Origin of the sequence: Paenibacillus paridis, from assembly GCF_006345825.1 — a bacterium.
Taxonomy (GTDB): domain Bacteria; phylum Bacillota; class Bacilli; order Paenibacillales; family Paenibacillaceae; genus Pristimantibacillus; species Pristimantibacillus paridis.
On record NZ_VCIX01000013.1, the window covers coordinates 1 to 592 of the forward strand.

1 pseudogene is annotated in these 592 nt (G+C 39.6%); it reads left to right on the forward strand.

Annotation, left to right across the window (positions count from 1 at the left end):
• Positions 1-592, forward strand: a pseudogene (locus FJQ58_RS32165) (ABC transporter permease); the annotation flags it as partial.

Below are 592 nucleotides of genomic sequence, written 5' to 3' on the forward strand. Positions count from 1 at the left end.
TCCAGCACGAAAAGCATCTAAAATTTCGGCTATCGATGCGATTAGGCAGACGACAGATATTAAGCTTACCGGAAAAGCAGTGAAAACATCGAAGCTCGTTCGCAAGCTATTCGGAATTGAAGCAGAAATCGGTTTAAAAAATTTAAAAAGAAACAAACGCAGATACCAAGCAACGGTATTCTCGCTCGTCATTAGCATCGTTCTGTTTCTAACCGTATCCTATTTCACTGACAGCTTGAAGAGATCATTAATGATTTCACAGGAGGGTGTCAATTATGATATGCAGGTTTCATTTANAATAGATGAACAACTGATCCAATCGATTACTGCTCTGAAGGACGTAACGGAATTCAGTATGATGAAGGAAGCGTCTGCGTACTCCTGGATTGACGAGGCATTTATTGCTGACGAATTAAGAGATAGTGCAAAGCTGAATAACAATATGCTTAAGGACGGAAAATTTTCATACTTTATTTTGATACATTCATTAAACGAGGAAAGCCTGCAAGCCTATGCGAAAGAGGTTGGGATGGACTACAAAAAGCTGATGGACCCTGATCATTTGGCTGCTATTGTAATCGATACGATTTCG